Origin of the sequence: Candidatus Palauibacter soopunensis (assembly GCF_947581735.1) — a bacterium.
Classification (GTDB): Bacteria; Gemmatimonadota; Gemmatimonadetes; order Palauibacterales; family Palauibacteraceae; genus Palauibacter; species Palauibacter soopunensis.
This window is the reverse complement of record NZ_CANPVT010000052.1, coordinates 232,308-248,879: the sequence shown is the minus strand read 5'-3', so window position 1 is coordinate 248,879 and position 16,572 is coordinate 232,308. Positions and strand designations below refer to the sequence as shown.

Here is a 16,572-nt window from a genome sequence, read left to right as displayed (position 1 = left end):
GGACCGCTCGATCGAGCGGAGCAAGATGCGGACCTGGCAGCGTTCGCCCGACGGCAACGCGTGGACGATGGTCGTGCAGGGCGCGGCGAGACGCTTCTACACCCCGACCGAAGCCGACGAGGGCAAGTACCTGCGCGCCGTGTTCACCTACACCGACGGCCACGGGTCGGGCAAGCGGGCCGAGAGCCCGGCCGTGATGGTCGTCGGCGCGACCACGCCGGTCGTCTCGTTCGGCGCGGAAAGCTACACGGCCGCGCCGGGCGGATCCGCCGATGTCGCCGTGCTCCTGTCGCCCTCCGCCTCCTCGGCGCTCGCCATCGAGGTCGTGGCCGGAGACGGCAAGCACACCGTCTCGTTCCAGACCGGAGCGGGTTCGGGCACCTTTGCCGTCAGCACTGCCGGTCTCTCGGCCTCCGACACCCTTGCCGTCCGGTTCGGCGACCTGCCCGAAGGGGTGGCGGTCGGCGTCCCGGCGACCACGCGGATCGTCGTGGCGGCGGTCGCGGGAGACCGGGTCTCCAGGTCCGTGGTCGAGGACGGTTCCTTGACCGAGCTTGAGGTCGAGTACGCCCAAGCGGAGTACTCGACCGTCGCGGGCGGGCCGGGAGCCGAGATCACGCTCCGGGCGAGCCCCGCAGCCGACCGGCGGGTGGCCGTGGCCCTTGCGGCCACGCATGCCGCCTCCTTCGAGGCGGCGTTGCCGGACTCCGTCGTGTTCCAGCCCGGCGACTCGCTCGCCGCGTTCGTGCTCGAAGTCCCGGCCGGGACCGGGTCCGGCCTGCTCGCGCTCGGGCTGGGCGCGCTGCCCGAAGCCGTGAGCGCCGGTGCCGTCTCCTCCGCCACCGTCGATATCGCGGACCGCGACCCCGGCCCGCTCCGGGACGAGGCGTTCGACCTCGGACTCGCCGTCTTCGGGCGCGCCGTCGCGGAGGGCGCGCGGCAAGCCGTGGGCGCGCGCATCGACGCCGTCATGCGGCCCGCGGGAGGCGGTTCCGGCACCGGCTTGCCCGGATCGTCGGCGGAGTGGGCCGGACGCGCCGCCGGCACCCTGGCCTCGCTCACCGGCGCGCCGCTCAATGCTTCCTCGGCGGCTGACATGACCCGCCGATCCGGGTCGGTCGATCTGCCGACCGGTCGGGAGGCCGCCCGGCGCCTGTTGCCGAGCCTCTCGTTCGCGACCGCGCTCGGGCCGCAGTCCGCCCAAGGGCGGCCCAAGATCGGGCTCTGGGCCGAAGGGTCCGCACAGTCGTTCCGCGGCGAACCCGGCATCGACTATGACGGCGGGCTGCGCGCGCTCACCGTCGGCGCCGACGCCCGCATCGGATCCTCCGCGCTCCTCGGGGTGTCGCTCATGCGCAGCGACGGCGATCTCGACTACGGCCACCGATCCGCCGAAGGCTCGCTCGGACACGCCATGAACAGCGTCCATCCCTACCTGTTCGTCCAGCCCTCACCCAGGATCGGACTGTGGGCCATGGCCGGGTACGGCAGCGGGGATGTCCGCGACGACGACCGCCACGGCGACACCGGCGCGTCGCTCCGGATGCTCTCGGGCGGCGTCAAGGTGCCGCTCGCCCGCAGCGGCGCGTTCGGACTCGCGCTCAACGGCGACGCGTTCACGGTCGGCATGAGCGCCGAAGACGGCCAGCGCGAAGGCTCGGCCTCGCGCGCACGCGCGCTGCTCGAAGCGTCATGGACGGCCGGAGGACTGAAGCTCGCCACGCAGGCCGGGGCGCGCTACGACGGCGGGGACGCCGACACGGGCGGCGGCGCCGAGACTGGAGCCTCCATCGGCTACGCCGCGCACGGGCTCGACCTCGACCTCCGTGGAAGGCTCGGCCTCGGGTCCGGCCGGCACCGCGAATGGGGTGCCGCGCTTCGGCTCGCGTTCGATCCCGGAACCCGTGGCGAAGGGTTCCGGCTCGCGGTCAGCCCCCGGCACGGACACGACCGAAACGGCATCCACGGGCTCATGGACGGCGGAACGCTACACGCAATGACGCCCGGCACGGGACGGGACTGGCGGCTCGACGCCGAAGCCGGCTACGGGCTCAAGAACCCCGGCGGCGGAGGCGCACTCGAAAGCTATACCCGCCTCTCGGCGGATGGCCGGAACCGCTCCCTGTCGTTCGGCACCCGGTACAGCGTCAGCCAGACACTCCGGCTCGGAATCGAGGGATCGCGAAGCCAACTGCCCAGGCAAGACCCCAACCTGGGACTCAGACTTGCGCTCGACTTCACGTTCTGAGCGGCCCGAATGCGCTATGTGGCACGTCCGCTCGCGGCAAAAGGCTGGATGTCGCTGGCGAGGTTCTGGTAGCTTGCGTTCGGCAACGGGTGTTGTGGCTCGGTTGTTCCCGTCAATTGACGCCGGTAATCCAGTGATTCGGCAACGCGCCAACCCGATCGGCTCCCACAGCAGGAATGGCAGATCGTGCAGCCCTGATTAGACTTACGTGATTCCCTGCCGTGATTCAGGCCTCATGTGCTCCGCCCGTCCGGCGACATGAACACGTTGTGCACCGTCCCCCGCGTGGGGATCGACTTCACGACCTCGCCCTTCTCCAGGTCCACGATGTCGACGCAACTGCAATCCTGGATGATCGCGACGTACACCTTCCGGCCGTCGTGGCTGATCGCGACGTTGTGCGGGCGCCCCGAGAGCGGGATCCGTTCCACGACCTTCATCACGTCCGTGGGGACGATCTCCAGCGTGCGGTCGATCTCGTTGCTGAAATAGAGCGTCCCGCCATCCGGCGCCGCGGCGACCCCGTGCACCTTGGGAAGCCCGTCGATCACCTGTACCACCTTGTTCGTCGCCGGATCGATGATGTGGACGTTGTCTCCCGCGGAGTTCGTCTGAACGATCCGCAGCTTCCCCTCCTGCGCCGCCACGGCGGTGGCGGAGGAGAGCGCGAGGGCGAGAAGGCCTGGGACGATGGCCGCGGGAGCGGGGGCGCGGCGGGGCCGGAAGAGGCGTTTCATCGTGAACCTCCGAAGTTCGCGAGAATCTTCCCAACGGTACGGTCCGGCAGTCGCGCCGGTCCATACCCCGACGAACCCCGCCTCAGCCGTTCGGCGGCATGACGATGTCGTCCGCGCCGAGGAAATCGGAGAGGTCGGCGACCGCGTCGTTCAGCCCGGTCTCGAAATGCGCGGTCGGGGCGAAGTCCGGCTCGAAGTGCAGCGCGCGGATTTCGAGCACGCCCCGGTCGCGGTGCAGTTTCGGATCGAGCCGGCCCACGAGGCCGCCATCGTGCAGGATGGGCAGGACGTAGTAGCCGTACTTCCGCTTCGCGGCGGGGACGTAGATCTCGACGGTGTAGTGAAAGTCCAGGAGTTCGGCGGCGCGCTTCCGCTGCCAGAGCAGCGAGTCGAAGGGGCAGATGAGCGTCGTCCCCGCGGGCTCCGGGAGCCGGTCGATGCCGTCCAGGTGCTCGGGTAGGGCGTAGCACGGCCCCCGCAGCCCGTCCACCTGGACCTCGACGATCCGCTTCTTTCGCAGGTTGCGGGCGATCGTCCGCCGCCGCTCCGCCGCGTTGAGTTCCGGTCCGGTGAAGTAGTTGACGAGGTGCCGCTCGGGGGCGATGCCGCAGCCCGAAAGCCCGATGAGGAGCCAGCTGTCCTGGTACTCCGCGAGCGTTGCGGCCGGCCCGTCCGGGTAGACCCGTTCCGCCAGGTCGTAGACGCAGCGGAAGTGACGCCGCCCCGTCACCGCGACCCGTCCATCGTGCCACAGCAGCTTGAGCGAGCGCTTGTCCTCCTTCAGGCGCCACGCGAGCGAGTCCGTCTTCTCCTCGCGTTCGGCCGGCTGCGGCTGGAAGTCGACGCTCTCCAGAGGTCCTTCCGCGCGCAGCCGTCGCAGCACGCGCCGCTTCGACGCCGTCGAGGTCGCGTATCGGTCCCACCACGCGCGTCCCGACCAGCTCGCGGGCGGGAAGCGCCGCATGCGCCGCCGTCCGAGAGGGAGATGGGAGATGGGAAGGACCGAGGCTTCGTGTCCCCAGTACTCGTAGGCGAGACGATCGCCGTACACCCACCGATCCACCTTCGAGCGGTCGTACGGGCCGAACCGGCTCCACAGGGTCAGGTAGTGCGCCCGGTCCACGACGTTCACGCTGTCGAGTTGGAGCGCGCCCGTCCGCTCCAGGTGGTCGACGAAGGCCGCGGCATCGAGTGGGGTCGACCCGCGCGACCGGGCGAGCCCCTGGCGGTGCAGCCACAATCGGGCTGCCGCCTCCCGGGTGAACGTCGGCCGACTCCGGCGGGTCCCGGTCATGCCGCCGCGGCGCGAATCCGGGTCGCGCCCGGGCGCCTCAGCGGCTCTCGTCCCCGGCCGCGACCGCCTCCGATCCCAGGTGCTTCCGGAACCAGGTCAGGATTCGCTCCGACACGTCCATGACGAACTTGGGCTCTCGCGGCCCGTGTGGCGTGCGCGGGTACACGACCATCTCCGTCGGCACGCCGCGGCGGTCGAGGGCGCGGTAGAACTCCTGTCCCTGCGTGAACGGGACGCGCAGATCCTCCGCTCCGTGAATCACCTGCGTGGGCGTGACCACGTTCGCGATGTGATACATCGCCGAGTGCCGCTCGTAGCGCTCGTAGTCCTCCCAGAACTCGACCCCCATGTGACCCACGAGGTAGTCCTGGATGTCGGTCGTCGTCGTCATCGAAACCAGGTTCGGGAGGCCGGCCCCCATGCTCGCCGCCACGAAGCGGTCCGTCTGGGTGACGGCCCACGAGGTCATGTAGCCGCCGTAGCTCCAGCCCATGAGGAGGAGGCGGTCCGGGTCCGCCACCCCCATCCCGATCACATGGTCGACGCCCGACATGAGGTCCCGGAAGTCGCCGTAGCCCCAGTCCTGGAAGTTGGCGTAGCGGAAGTCCTTCCCGTAGCCGGTGGAGCCGCGGGGGTTCGGGCGCAGGATCGCGAAGCCCTCCTGGGCGAAGTACTGGAGCATGTACGCGGCCGGGCTGCCGGTGAAGCTCTGGCTGAAGACGCCCGCCGGCCCTCCGTGCACGTTCAGGATGAGCGGCACGCGCTCGCCCTCCTCGTAGCCGACCGGATAGGTGAGGAGGCCCTCGATCTCGAACCCTTCCGTGGACGTCCAGGAAACGAGTTGCGTACGCCCCATCTCCGGGCGCGGCACGCTGGCATGGAGATCCGTCACCTGCTGCGGGGAGTACCCGTTCGTGGGCGACACGAAGACGTCCCACGGTTCCTCGGTGGTCTGCCACGTGAAGGCCATGCGGCTCGCGTCGCCGGTGAGCGCGACGGAGCCGATGACGCCGTCCCCGTAGGAGATGAAACGCATCTCGCCGCCATCGGCCGGAACGGCCAGCACGTGCCGGCGCGTGCCGAGCGATTCGAGCAGCAGCAATTCGGAGGAGTCGCCCGACCAGCCGAGCACGGAGGCGCTCCGGTTCGGCGTGTCGAGTTGGCGGGCCTCGCCCCCCGCGGCCGGCATGACGTACACGTCGCCGAGTCCGATCGGCTCCGGCTGATTGCCGGTCGACACGTACGCGATCGAAGCGCCGTCGGGCGACCAGTGCGGACTCCGTTCGATCCCCGCCCCGCCCACGAGAAGCGCGACCTCCCCGATGCCGTCATCGATCTCGGTGAGTCTTATGTTGCCTCCGAAGAGCCCGGCCTCCGCGGCTTCCTCGGCCTCCATTGTTACGTTGCCCTCCGCCCACCCCTCACTCTCCGCCCACTCGCGATAGGCCACAATCTCGGCGATCTGCGCCGCGTCGGGGACCGTCGTCGTGGAGAGGTCTCCGCTCAGGCGTCCCGTGTTGATGCGGGGATCGACCTGGTGCGCGAACACGATCCGTCCCCCGTCCGGCGCCCAGCTGAAGCCGGTGATATGGAATTCGCCGGCCGTGAGCCGCACCGGCGTCGCCGGCTCGTCCGACTCGGCGTCGATCGCGACGACGTACAGGTGCGAGAACTTGTAGTTGCGGTCCACGAGGATCACGTCCCGCTTCTCCTCCCGCGCCTTCTTCTCCTCCGCGGTCGGCGGGTCCCGCATGAGGAAGGCGATCCGCGTCCCGTCCGGCGACCAGCGGTACCCGCCCACCGACCCTTCCGCCTTCGTGAGTTGCCGCGCCTCGCCGCCCGCCAGCGGCAGCGCCCACACCTGCCCGCCCGCCTCGCCTTCTCCCTCGCGACCGGAGGTGAAGCTCAGCCAGGCGCCGTCGGGCGAGAACTGCGGCGACCCCGCCGACGCCTCTCCACGTGTCCACTGCGCGGCCCCTGTCCCGTCCGCGTCCGTCATCCAGATGTGACTCAGATACTCCGACTGCGGTCCTTCCATCAGCGGCTCGCGCACCACGAAGGCGATGCGGGAGCCGTCGGGGGAGATCGCCGTTCCGGAGACCGCGCGGTACTGCATGCTCAGCGCCGGGGTCCACCCGGCCTCCTGCTGCGCGGCGGCGTTTAACGGCGCCACCGATGCGAGCACAAGGACGAGCGCGGCCAGCGCCGGAATCCCCGCGGATCCCGGTCGCGGGGTGCGGACGAGGGGGGCTTGGGACAGAATGTTCACGGGCCGGGGCATGATCGCACCTCTCGATTGGCTTTACGTCGTCGGTGTTCGCTCTTCGAACCGCGCGTCCAACATAGCAGACAGGTATACGATGTCCGAAACGCCGTCCGAAACGCTTCGCGGCCCCGGGACCCCCGCCCCTGCGAGCGGATCCGAGCGGATCCATGCGATTGACATGCTTCGGGGCTTCGCGGTACTCGGCATCCTCATCGTCAACATCTGGCTGTTCTCGTGGGGCCCGGAGGCCTACACCGAGCCGCCCGGGGGGCCGGACGGTGCGGTCGGCGCCACCGACCTGTGGATCTGGGGCTTCATCCATCTGTTCGCGGAGATGAAGTTCATCTCCATCTTCTCCCTGCTGTTCGGCGCGGGGGTTGCGATGATGAGCGAACGGATGGCCACGCGCGGCATTCCGGGACGCAAACTCCACAACCGACGCCAGTTCTGGCTCCTCGTCATCGGTCTGCTCCACGCGTATCTGATCTGGGAGGGCGACATCCTCGTCATCTACGCCCTGTGTGGTCTGATCCTGTACCGCCTCCACACCCGGTCGCCCCGCCGGCTGTTGTGGATCGGCGCATCCTTCGTCGCCGTCGTCGTCGTGGTCATCGGCGTGACTGCCTGGACCCTTCCGTACTGGCCGGAGGATCTGCGGGCGGAAGCCGCGGCGGAGTGGGACCCCCCGCCCGCGGAGATCGAGGCACGGATCGAGGCCATGCGCGGCGGCTGGACCGAACAGATGCCGATTCGGGCCTCCGATGCCCTGGCTTTCGGAATCGGCGGGTTCCTCGCTTTCGGGCTTTGGCGCGCCGGCGGCCTCATGCTCGTCGGCATGGCCCTGTACAGGCTCGGCGTCCTCACGGGGGAACGGCCCGCAGGCTTCTACCGGCGCCTCGTCGCGTGGGGTTTCGGCGCCGGCCTGCCCGTCGTCGCCGCTGGCATGTGGTACAATGCCGCGGTCGGGTTTACGTGGGAGCAGGCGGGGCTCCAGGGGACACTGTTCAACTACGTCGGCTCCATCGGTGTCTTTCTGGGCTACGTGGGCGCGCTCATGCTCCTCGCCCGGAGCGGACGGCTGGAGCGCACTCAAACGCGTCTGGCCGCCGTCGGACGGATGGCGCTCACGAACTACATCGCCCAGAGCATCTTGTGTTCGCTCATCTTCTACGGTCATGGACTGGGACTGTATGCACGCGTGGGGACCGTGGGCTGCGTCGCGATCGTGGTGGGGACCTGGGCGCTTCAACTGGCGTGGTCGCCGTGGTGGCTCGCCCGGTTCCGCTTCGGACCCCTGGAGTGGCTCTGGCGTACGCTTTCCTACGGGCAGCGTCAACCGATGAGGATCGCGTGAACGAACGGACGATGAAGACGACCGGCCTGGGGCCGCGTACGTGCGCCACAGCCCTGCTTGCCGCACTGGCCGCTCTGGCCATGCCGCAGCTGCCGCATGGGTCCTCTTACGGTGCGCTGGCGGCGCAGGAAGATGAACGGGAAGCACGGGAAGCGGCGGAGGCGGCCGAACTCGCGCGCCTCGATTCCCTGCGCAGGATCTTCGATCCGGGGGACGCCTTCGAGCCCCTCGATCTCCCCGCGCCCGGCGAGTTCCGGGATGCCGCCGGTGCCCCCGGAGAGGCCTACTGGCAGCAGCGGGCCGACTACCACATCCGGGTCACTCTCGACGACGACCGCATCGAGGGCACGGAGCGCATCACCTACACGAACAACAGTCCCGATTCGCTCACGAGCCTGTGGGTGCAGCTCGACCAGAACCTCTTCCGCGAAACGAGCTACGGGGCGCTGAGAGCGGAGGAACTCGGCGGGGACGTTCGCCACGGCGGCTTCTTCAAGGACGGAGGTTTCGTGATCTCGGGCGTGCGCGCTGACCACGGGGGCGAGATGACGGTCCCCGAGTACCGGACCGAGGACACGATGATGGAGATCCTCCTCGGCGAACCGCTCCCGCCGGGCGGAAGCCAGGTCGACGTGGAGATCGACTTCGCGTTCGAGATCCCGGAGACGGGCGGCGACCGCATGGGGCAACTCAACATCCGGGGCGGGATCATCTATCAGCTCGCGCAGTGGTACCCCCGCGTCTTCACGTACGACGACGTGAACGGGTGGAATCAGTCCCCCTTCCTGGGGCAGGGCGAGTGGTACCTGGAGTACGGCGACTTCGATGTCGAGCTGACCGTTCCGCGCGATTTCATCGTGGTCGCCACGGGAGAACTCCTCAATTCCGAGGAGGTCCTCACGCCGATGCAGCGCGAGCGGCTCGCGGAGGCGCGCCTCTCGGAGGAGACGGTCCACATCATCGGGCCGGACGAAGCCGGGGAGGATCACACGCGGCCGCCCGGCGAGACCCCGCTCACATGGCGCTTCCGCGCCGAGAACGTGCGCGACTTCGCGTGGGCCGCCTCCGACCGTTTCGTCTGGGACGCCGCCGGCTGGGAGGACGTCCTCATCATGTCCGCCTACCCCGAGGAGAGCATCGGCGGACCCGCGACGAGCGGCTGGGAGCGCTCCACGGAATACCTCCGCCACAGCGTCCGGTACTATTCGGAAAAGTGGCTCCGCTATCCGTATCCCGTCGCGATCAACGTGGCCGGCCTCGCGCTCGGGATGGAATATCCCATGATCGTCTTCTGTTCGTGGCGGTCCCGCGGCGCCTTTCTCTTCTCCGTCACGGACCACGAGATCGGACATACGTGGTTCCCGATGATCGTGGGCTCCGACGAGCGGCGGTACGCGTGGATGGATGAAGGGTTCAACACCTTCATCAACTACTATTCCGGCATCGAATTCGCGGGCGGGGAGCCGATCCTGGGCGAACTCATGTCCCCCGCTCAGATCGCGACGGACACGCGCCTCCCGAGCCACGCCATATACACGCCGGCCGACAGCATTCCGGAGGCGGAGATCGGGGTTCTCGCCTACAACAAGCCGGCCGCGGTGCTCGTCCTCCTGCGCGAGGAGGTGCTCGGACCCGACGTGTTCGACGAGGGCTTCCGGGAATACATCCGGCGCTGGGCGTACAAGCACCCGCAGCCGGCCGATTTCATCCGCACGATGGAGGACGTGTCGGGGCGGGATCTCGACTGGTTCTTCAAGGGCTGGATCTACGAGGACGCGATCCTCGACCAGGCGATCGCCTCCGTGACGCGCCTGGGGGATACGACAAGGGTCGTATTCGAAAACCGTGGAGGCATCCCGATGCCGCTCGAGGCGCGGATCCTCTTCCAGGACGGGGAAGAGCAGCGATATGAGGTGCCGGTCGACGCGTGGCAGGTGGACGGCACCTATGTCCTGGAGGTGCCCGGCGGGCCCGTGCGCAACGTCCAGATCGACCCAGACGGCGTGATGCCCGACGTGAACCGCGGGAACAACGTGTGGGGCCGGGGCATTCTCGGCCGCCGGCCTCCCCGGTAGCGGCGCTCGGCGAGCAACCCGCAGCGGGGCCTTGCCGCGGGTTGCCGGATCGCGGCCTTCCCGTCCTCGCGAAACCACCGCGCCGCGCCTTCCGTTCTGATGCCGCATGACGCGCATGCGCAGGGGTGAGATATGGAAGAGATGATCATCGCCATCGTCGCGATCTTTTTCACGATCGGCATTCCGGTCCTCGCGATGGCGACGCACTTCGCCCTGCGGCCGCTGGTGCGGGACCTTGCGGAAGCGCTCGGGCCGCGTAAGCGGGACCGCGAGACGATCGCCCGGCTGGCGGATCGGATCGAGCGGCTTGAAGGCGAGAGTCGGCAGCGGGGCGAACTCCTGGATCAGCTCGCGGAGGCGGAACTCTTCCGGCGGCAACTGGAAGAGCGCGCCGGCGGTGAAACGGTAAAGGACGTCACATGACGATCATCGAAACCGAAGGGCTGTCCAAGCGGTACACGGCGCTCCGCGGAGGGGGGACGCTCGCCGTCGACGAGCTTTCCGTGCAGGTGGAAGCCGGGCAGGTGTACGGTTTCCTGGGGCCGAACGGAAGCGGCAAAACGACGACGATCGGGATGCTCCTCGGGATCATCAACCCGACGGGCGGTTCCTTCCGGCTGTTCGGCGGGGAGACGCCCGCCGAGTTGCACGCCGCGCGCCAGCGGATCGGCGCCACGCTCGAATACCCCAACTTCTACCCCTACCTGAGTTGCCGGGACAACCTGCGGGTCGTGGCCCGCGTGAAGGGGAGTGACGAGGCGGACATCGCCGAGGTGCTCGAGATCGTGGGCCTGACCTCGCGCCGGAAGACGAAGTTCAAGGCGTGCTCGCTGGGCATGAAGCAGCGGCTCGCGCTTGCGGCCACGATGATCGGCGATCCGGAACTCATCATCCTCGACGAGCCGGCCAACGGGCTCGATCCGGCGGGACAGCGGGAAATCCGCGACATCATCCGCGAACTGGCCAGCCGGGGGAAGACGATCTTCCTCTCGAGCCACATGCTGCACGAGGTCGAACGCACGTGCACGCACGTCGCGATCATCGAGACCGGCCGCCTCGTCCGCGAGGGGAGTGTGGACGAACTCACCTCCGCCCGAACGGTGGCCGCCGTGGCCGCCGATGGGGACATCGAGAAACTTCGGCAGGTCGTGTCGGAGTTCGACGGCGCGGGCCATTCACGGGTCGAGGATGGCCGCGTCCTGGTGCAGATCGGAGGTGCCGGGCTCTCCGAATTGAACCGCTTTCTCGCCGGGCGGGGGATCTACGCCTCGCACCTGTCGCTGGAACGGCAATCGCTGGAGGACGCCTTCATGGAGATCACGGGCACGCCCGAGGGGTTCGGAGAGATCCAATGAGGGGCGCGCGGGCGTTCGGCGTGCTGCTGCGCAACGAATGGTTCAAGGCGAGGAAACGGCTCGCCTTCTGGATTGCCCTCGGCTTCTACGCGTTTTTCACGCTCATGAACCACGCGCAGCCGTTCCTCGAGCGCGGCGAAGGCTTCCGGCTCCCCAGCATCTGGGTCTCGGTGTTCGGGGATGAATCCACCATGGTCGTGATCTTCGCCGCGCTCACGCTCGTGTTGCTGTCGGCGACGGAGTTCGGCTGGCGAACCGCCCGGCAGAACGTGATCGACGGCCTCTCGAAGTCCCAGTGGTTCTGGGGCAAGTCGCTCCTGCTACCCGTGGTGGGGCTCGCCTTCATCGGCGTCCACGTGTTGATCCCGACGGTGCTCGCGCTGATTCGGACCGACTTCGGGGCCGCCGAGGGGCCGCTCGTCCCGCTGTCCGTATTCCAGGCGGCCGGGGGGCTTGGGCTGGCGTTCCTGAGCGTGGGCGCGCTCGCGTTCCTTCTGTCGCTCGTGATCCGCAAGACCGGCGCCGCGCTGGCGGTATGGTTCCTCTGGATCGGCCCGATCGAGTCCGGGATGCTGCCCGCGCTCGTCCGCCGCTTCCTGCCGGACCACGCGGGCTGGCTCGACTACCTGCCGTTCTCGAACACCTTCCCGCTCCTCGAATTCCGCCACTATGACGCGGCCGCCTACGAGCGTTACGCCGCCGCCGTCGAGGCCGCGGGCCGGACGCCGTCGGCCGCGGTCGACCCCGCGTGGCACCTCGTCACCGCCGCCGCCTGGACGGCGCTCCTTGTCGGCATCGCCTACATCTCGTTCCGCCGCCGCGACCTCTGACCCCGGGCCTTGCGCCCGCGGGACCGCGGTTCCAGCGTGGCGTTTCCAGCTTCAATGCGGGGAGGTGTCGTGATGTGGAAACCGGCGTACCGATGGAAGCGCTATAGCAACCTGACCCAGCGCGGGATCTTCATCTTTTGGGTGGCGTGGACGGGATCCATGGTGTTCTCCCTGTGGTTCTGGCTGCCGAGGGCTCTCGAAGGTGCGTATTTCGGAAACCTCGCGGGTCTTGTCGTCACCGCCTGGGGCATCCAGTTCGCCACGCTCGAGTTGCTCCGTCTCTTCGGTGGTTCACGGGAGACGCGTAGCGAGTCCTGACGGCGAGCCGTGTACAGCACCTGTATGTTCTGCAAGCGGCCGCTCGGGTCCAACGAGGTTGTCGAGACCTTTCCGGTGGGGCGTCGGCTCGCGTTCGACCCGGCCAGGGGCCGGCTATGGGTGGTGTGCCGCAAGTGCCGGCGCTGGAACCTCACGCCGCTCGAGGAACGCTGGGAGGCCGTGGAGGCGTGCGAACGCCTCTTCCGCGCCACGCCGCTCCGTGCCTCGACGGATCAGATCGGGCTCGCGCGCCATCGCGAAGGCCTGGAACTCGTCCGCATCGGGAAGCCGCCCCGCGGAGAGTTCGCCGCCTGGCGCTACGGCGACCTGTTCCGCCGCCGGCTGCGGCGGTACGCGGCTCTTACGCCGCTATCTACGGCGGCCGGCTGGCTTGTTGCCCAGGCCAGCCTGCCAGCGGCCGTGTCTGTCGGCGTCTTTGCAGCCGTTGTGGCTTGGTCGTATCGCGGCACCGCCGCAAAGACATCGATCGGCGGTCGCGAAGCCGGCGACGTTCCGATGGACCCGGGCGCGGTCGTGAAGTTCAGTCGGATGGACGTTCAAACGATCAGAATGTTCCCCGCCACCGTTTCGCCGGGATTCGTCGTCGACATGATGAGACGGGGCCGAAGCGCCCGTTTCGCCGGGGATGATGCCCGTCGCGTGGCTTCGGTGATCCTGCCGCAACTGAACCAGAGCGGCGGTACGCGTTGGGCGGTTCAGGCCGCCGTGGCGGAGATCGAAGCGCGGGGGCACCCAGAGCGCTATCTGGCGCATGCCGTGCCGGATAACGCGAGTCGCAACAAGCGGGACGTTTCCGGCTATGTGAAGAACATGCCGAAGCCGACGCGGCTCGCGCTGGAGATGGCGCTGCACGAGGAGCAGGAAAGGCGCGCGCTCGAGGGCGAGCTATGGATGCTGGAGCAGGCGTGGCGCGAGGCGGAGGAGATCGCGGCGATCGCGGACCGGCTGCTGCTCCCGGCCGGCACCGATGAGTTCTTCGAAAAGTACGGAACCGATCCGGAATCCAGGTCGAGGTTGCATGATGCGTGACACGCGGACGGGACTCCACCGGCGAATCGCGCTGGAGACGCCGGAGCACGTCAAGCTCGAGTACCAGCTCGCGGACCTGGGGTCCCGCGCGGCCGCGCTCGCCGTCGATCTAGCCATCATCGTGGCGGCCATGCTGCTCGTGGCGCTCGTCTTCCGGTATACGGGCGGGTTCGGGCAGGCCGTGCTCTACATCGTCGGCTTCTTCGCGGTGTGGGGATATTTCCTCTTCTTCGAAGCGGTGTGGGACGGACGCACGCCGGGGAAACGCGCGCTGGGGCTGCGGGTGCTGCACGACGGCGGCGAGCCGCTCTCCTTCCAGGGCTCGGTTCTCCGCAACCTGATCCGGATCGTGGATCTGCAGCCGGGGCTGACCGGGATGGCCGGGGCCGCGTCGATCCTGTTCAACCGCCGGGCGCAGCGCCTCGGAGACCTAGTCGCCGGCACGATCGTCGTCCGGGACGCGGGAGGCGGGGAGATGTTCGGGGATGAGCCGCAGACGGACGGCCGCGCGGGCCGCCCGCGACTCTCCGTCGAACAGTTCGCGCTGGTGGCGGGTTACGTCGCGCGCCGGACCGGCCTGGAACCGGAGGTCCGAAGCCGGGTGGCCGCCTCGGTCTGGGATGCGGTGTGGTCGGCGGCGGGCGGGGGCAGCCTGGACCCCGAAGCGGCTCCCGATACGCACCTCGTCCGGCTGCACGCGGAAGAGGCTCCAAGACACGCGGCGCGCCAGGGCGGGGCGAGCCTCCAGGCCGCGGCGATGGCGCGTGAGCGGCGCGAGGCGTGGGGCGCCTACACGGACCTCGTGGAGAAGGGGCGCGCCGGCGGGCTGGACCGGTTCAGCGAGGCCGAGGTGCGCGCGTTCGGGCGCCTGTACCGCGGCGTGACGGCCGACCTGGCGCGCGCGCGAACCTACGGCGCCTCGCCGGGGCTGCTGGAGGCGGTGGAACGGTGGGCGGGGGCCGGGCACAACCTCCTGTACCGCGCGAAGGGAAGGGCGGCGGTCCCCCTCGGCCGCTGGATCGGCCGCGAACTGCCGCGGGCAGTGCGGCGTCATCACCGGCCGGTGCTCCTCGCGGCCCTGCTGCTCGTCGGACCCATGCTGGCCTCTTACGCGGCCGTCCGCGATCGTCCGGCGCTCGCGCGTTCGATCATGCCGGCGGGGATGCTGGCGAGAGCCGAGAACACCGCCCGCGGGGACATCAACGCTTCCTACATCGAAGTCGACGGCGGTGAGCGGCCCGCCCTGTCCTCCGCCCTCGTGACGAACAACGTGCAGGTGAGTTTCGTCGCTTTCGCGGCCGGGCTGCTCGCCGGCGCGGGCACGGTGCTGATCCTCGTCTTCAACGGCGTCCTGCTCGGGGCCGCGTTCGGGCTGTATGCGAACAACGACGTTCTGGGGGTCATTCTCGCCTTCGTCTTCCCGCACGGCGTGATGGAACTCACAGCCATCTGCCTGGCCGGCGGGGCGGGGCTGGGGCTCGGGTCGGCGCTCCTCGTACCCGGACGTCGCACCCGTCGCGACGCGCTGCGGGAGCGAGGCCGCGCCTTCCTCTCGCTCGTCGGCGGGGCGGTGCTCCTGCTGATCGTGGCGGGTCTCGTGGAGGGGTTCTATTCCCCGTCCGGGCTTCCTGCCGTGGCGAAATTCGCCTTCGGAGGCACGACCGCGCTCCTGCTCACGGCGTACTTCGGTTTCGCCGGCCGGGGTTCCGACGACGGCCGGCACGTGGAGATCAGAGCAGCCCCCGCTCCTTGATCTCGACGTACTTGTCCAGGGTGCGCACGAGCGCGTCGCCGGGCGGAGTGTCCACGACGAGGATCCCCGACTGGCGCATGACCTGAAGCGTCGTGGCGCGCGACTGCACGAGTTCCTCCGCGGCAGCGCGCTGAAAAACCGCGGCCTCATCCGCGGCGGGCTGCGTCGCGGCCGCTTCGAGCGCCGGGTTGCGGATGGCGACGGCCAGCGGGAGGTGCGCCCGCCCGATCCGGGCGAGCGAGGTCACGAGCGCCTTCGAGACGGCCTCGTCGATCACATCGCAGAAGAGGATGACGAGCGACCGCTTGCGGAACGTGCGGCTCAGGGTGGCGAGCGCGAGCGGGTAGTTCGGCTCGACGGACCGGGTTTCCACGCCGGCGAAGATCCGGGCCAGTGCGGCGGGATCGGATCGGCGGGGCGGCGACAGATGCCGGATCTCGTCGTCGAACACCACGGTCCCGACGCGATCCCCGAAGCTCCGCGCGCGGTTGGCGAGCATCATGCCCGCCGCCAGCGCGAAGTCCACTCGTTCCCGATCCTCGAGCCGCTCGCGCATATGGCGGCCCGCGTCGATCGCGAGGACGACGTTCTGGCTGCGTTCCGCCTCGTAGTTGCGGACGACGAAACGCTGGCGTTTCGCGGACGCCTTCCAGTCGACGATGCGGGGATCATCCCCCTCGGCGTAGTCGCGCAGGCTCTCGAACTCGCGGCCGTCGCCCCACTGCCGGCTGCGGCGCGAACCGGCCGTACGGAGGCCGCGCCGGAGCGCGTGGCCGCTGCGGTCGCGCAGCAGGCTTCGGATCCCGGGCTGCACCTGAAGCGCGTGCGCCGCGTCGACGGTGGAACGCCGCCAGGCGAGCCCCCATGGCGAGCGGGTCCGCAGGTGGATCGCACCCATTGCCAGAAACCCGCGCGTGCGCGGCCGCACCCTGTAGCCGGTGCGCACGACCGAAGCGGGCGGGATGTCCAGCGGCACGCCCGCCTCCCACGCTTCAGTCCCGTCGCGTCCGGGGAGGCGGCGGAGGGAGGGATCGAGGTCGTCCGTGAGACGGATGGAGAGCCGACGCTTCGTCGGGTTGACCAGCTCGGTCACGATCTCGGCGATCTCCCCGAGCGCCGCAATGCGCGGCGCCGTGCGGGAGGCCGACGGGAACCGCGTCCGCCGACCATCGATCCAGACCAGGAGGAGGATGGCGGCGTCCGCCGCGAGGGCGCCTGCCGCCGAGAACAGGAAGACGAACGAGGTCAGCCCCAGCAGCCACAGTGTCCGCCCGCTCGGAACCACGGCGATG

General features: G+C 69.3%; 12 protein-coding genes and 1 pseudogene. 9 read left to right on the top strand and 4 right to left on the bottom strand.

Going from position 1 to position 16,572, the window contains the following annotated elements; all coding sequences use genetic code 11:
- Positions 1-2,248, top strand: a pseudogene (locus RN901_RS13430) (hypothetical protein); the annotation flags it as partial.
- A gap of 233 nt (positions 2,249-2,481) precedes the next feature.
- Here the strand turns inward: RN901_RS13430 and RN901_RS13425 are convergent.
- The 3 genes from RN901_RS13425 to RN901_RS13415 form a co-directional block, all read right to left on the bottom strand.
- On the bottom strand, positions 2,482-2,985 hold the full coding sequence (locus tag RN901_RS13425; RefSeq protein ID WP_310758799.1) for a cytochrome D1 domain-containing protein: 504 nt from the start codon (positions 2,983-2,985) through the stop codon (positions 2,482-2,484).
- 82 nt (positions 2,986-3,067) lie between these two features.
- Complete coding sequence (locus tag RN901_RS13420) at positions 3,068-4,279, bottom strand: crosslink repair DNA glycosylase YcaQ family protein (RefSeq protein ID WP_310758798.1); 1,212 nt, start codon at positions 4,277-4,279, stop codon at positions 3,068-3,070.
- A gap of 37 nt (positions 4,280-4,316) precedes the next feature.
- Positions 4,317-6,560 carry a S9 family peptidase gene (locus RN901_RS13415; RefSeq protein WP_310758797.1) on the bottom strand — a complete coding sequence of 748 codons (2,244 nt, stop codon included), beginning with the start codon at positions 6,558-6,560 and terminating at the stop codon, positions 4,317-4,319.
- A 163-nt stretch (positions 6,561-6,723) separates the two neighbouring features.
- Between RN901_RS13415 and RN901_RS13410 the strand changes: the two genes are divergently transcribed.
- The 8 genes from RN901_RS13410 to RN901_RS13375 all read left to right on the top strand — a co-directional run bounded on the left by RN901_RS13410 (position 6,724) and on the right by RN901_RS13375 (position 15,280).
- Positions 6,724-7,899, top strand: a complete 1,176-nt coding sequence (locus tag RN901_RS13410; protein WP_310758796.1) for a DUF418 domain-containing protein — start codon at positions 6,724-6,726, stop codon at positions 7,897-7,899.
- Positions 7,896-9,974 (top strand): M1 family metallopeptidase, encoded by a 2,079-nt coding sequence (locus RN901_RS13405; protein ID WP_310758795.1) that lies wholly within the window; start codon positions 7,896-7,898, stop codon positions 9,972-9,974. Before RN901_RS13410 ends, RN901_RS13405 begins: the two co-directional genes overlap by 4 nt.
- A gap of 132 nt (positions 9,975-10,106) precedes the next feature.
- Positions 10,107-10,397: a hypothetical protein gene (locus RN901_RS13400; protein ID WP_310758794.1), complete on the top strand. Its 291-nt coding sequence runs from the start codon at positions 10,107-10,109 to the stop codon at positions 10,395-10,397.
- On the top strand, positions 10,394-11,329 hold the full coding sequence (locus RN901_RS13395; protein WP_310758793.1) for an ABC transporter ATP-binding protein: 936 nt from the start codon (positions 10,394-10,396) through the stop codon (positions 11,327-11,329). The genes RN901_RS13400 and RN901_RS13395 overlap by 4 nt, the downstream gene beginning before the upstream one ends.
- Positions 11,326-12,159: a hypothetical protein gene (locus RN901_RS13390; RefSeq protein ID WP_310758792.1), complete on the top strand. Its 834-nt coding sequence runs from the start codon at positions 11,326-11,328 to the stop codon at positions 12,157-12,159. The genes RN901_RS13395 and RN901_RS13390 overlap by 4 nt, the downstream gene beginning before the upstream one ends.
- Before the next feature lie 72 nt (positions 12,160-12,231).
- On the top strand, positions 12,232-12,477 hold the full coding sequence (locus RN901_RS13385; protein ID WP_310758791.1) for a hypothetical protein: 246 nt from the start codon (positions 12,232-12,234) through the stop codon (positions 12,475-12,477).
- 24 nt (positions 12,478-12,501) lie between these two features.
- Entirely contained in the window at positions 12,502-13,527 is a 1,026-nt protein-coding gene (locus RN901_RS13380) for a hypothetical protein (RefSeq protein ID WP_310758790.1), read from the top strand.
- Complete coding sequence (locus RN901_RS13375) at positions 13,517-15,280, top strand: stage II sporulation protein M (protein ID WP_310758789.1); 1,764 nt, start codon at positions 13,517-13,519, stop codon at positions 15,278-15,280. Before RN901_RS13380 ends, RN901_RS13375 begins: the two co-directional genes overlap by 11 nt.
- Here the strand turns inward: RN901_RS13375 and RN901_RS13370 are convergent.
- Positions 15,258-16,565 carry a DUF58 domain-containing protein gene (locus RN901_RS13370; RefSeq protein ID WP_310758788.1) on the bottom strand — a complete coding sequence of 436 codons (1,308 nt, stop codon included), beginning with the start codon at positions 16,563-16,565 and terminating at the stop codon, positions 15,258-15,260. The two genes, RN901_RS13375 and RN901_RS13370, sit on opposite strands and share 23 nt — an antisense overlap.
- Positions 16,566-16,572: the final 7 nt, after the last annotated feature.

Coding starts and splice junctions, on each gene's coding strand:
- RN901_RS13425 (WP_310758799.1), bottom strand. CDS start 2,985: ATGAAACGCCTCTTCCGGCCCCGCCGCGCCCCCGCTCCCGCGGCCATC.
- RN901_RS13420 (WP_310758798.1), bottom strand. CDS start 4,279: ATGACCGGGACCCGCCGGAGTCGGCCGACGTTCACCCGGGAGGCGGCA.
- RN901_RS13415 (WP_310758797.1), bottom strand. CDS start 6,560: ATGCCCCGGCCCGTGAACATTCTGTCCCAAGCCCCCCTCGTCCGCACC.
- RN901_RS13410 (WP_310758796.1), top strand. CDS start 6,724: ATGCTTCGGGGCTTCGCGGTACTCGGCATCCTCATCGTCAACATCTGG.
- RN901_RS13400 (WP_310758794.1), top strand. CDS start 10,107: ATGGAAGAGATGATCATCGCCATCGTCGCGATCTTTTTCACGATCGGC.
- RN901_RS13395 (WP_310758793.1), top strand. CDS start 10,394: ATGACGATCATCGAAACCGAAGGGCTGTCCAAGCGGTACACGGCGCTC.
- RN901_RS13390 (WP_310758792.1), top strand. CDS start 11,326: ATGAGGGGCGCGCGGGCGTTCGGCGTGCTGCTGCGCAACGAATGGTTC.
- RN901_RS13385 (WP_310758791.1), top strand. CDS start 12,232: ATGTGGAAACCGGCGTACCGATGGAAGCGCTATAGCAACCTGACCCAG.
- RN901_RS13380 (WP_310758790.1), top strand. CDS start 12,502: ATGTTCTGCAAGCGGCCGCTCGGGTCCAACGAGGTTGTCGAGACCTTT.
- RN901_RS13375 (WP_310758789.1), top strand. CDS start 13,517: ATGATGCGTGACACGCGGACGGGACTCCACCGGCGAATCGCGCTGGAG.